This is a genomic window from Bradyrhizobium sp. LeoB3, from assembly GCF_055456055.1.
This window is the reverse complement of the sequence record NZ_JBVBEF010000466.1, coordinates 1-256: the sequence shown is the minus strand read 5'-3', so window position 1 is coordinate 256 and position 256 is coordinate 1. Positions and strand designations below refer to the sequence as shown.

Sequence of the window (256 nt, the reverse complement as noted above, 5' to 3'; positions counted from 1 at the left end):
CCGCCGCCTGCAGCCACCTGGACCAATCGGTTCGGCTGTCCATATGGATCAGCGGATAGTTGAGGATATCGGCCGGCTTGCTGAGCCGTCGCCGCCCTGAAAGAAGCTTTGGACTGCAAACGGCAAAGAGCTGTTCGGCACTCAGCTTGACCGTATCGAGCCCAGGCCAATTGCCTTCGCCATGGCGCACCGCAAGGTCGACTTCCTCTCGCGCGAAGTCGACGTGATGAAGCGTTGCGGAAACGCGAAGGTCGAT

At 60.2% G+C, this 256-nt stretch carries 1 protein-coding gene; it reads right to left on the bottom strand.

Annotated features, from left to right (window positions below; genetic code table 11):
* Positions 1-256, bottom strand: a 256-nt coding sequence (locus ACZXDY_RS46725) for a LysR substrate-binding domain-containing protein (RefSeq protein ID WP_464350134.1), incomplete at both ends; no start/stop codon positions are given.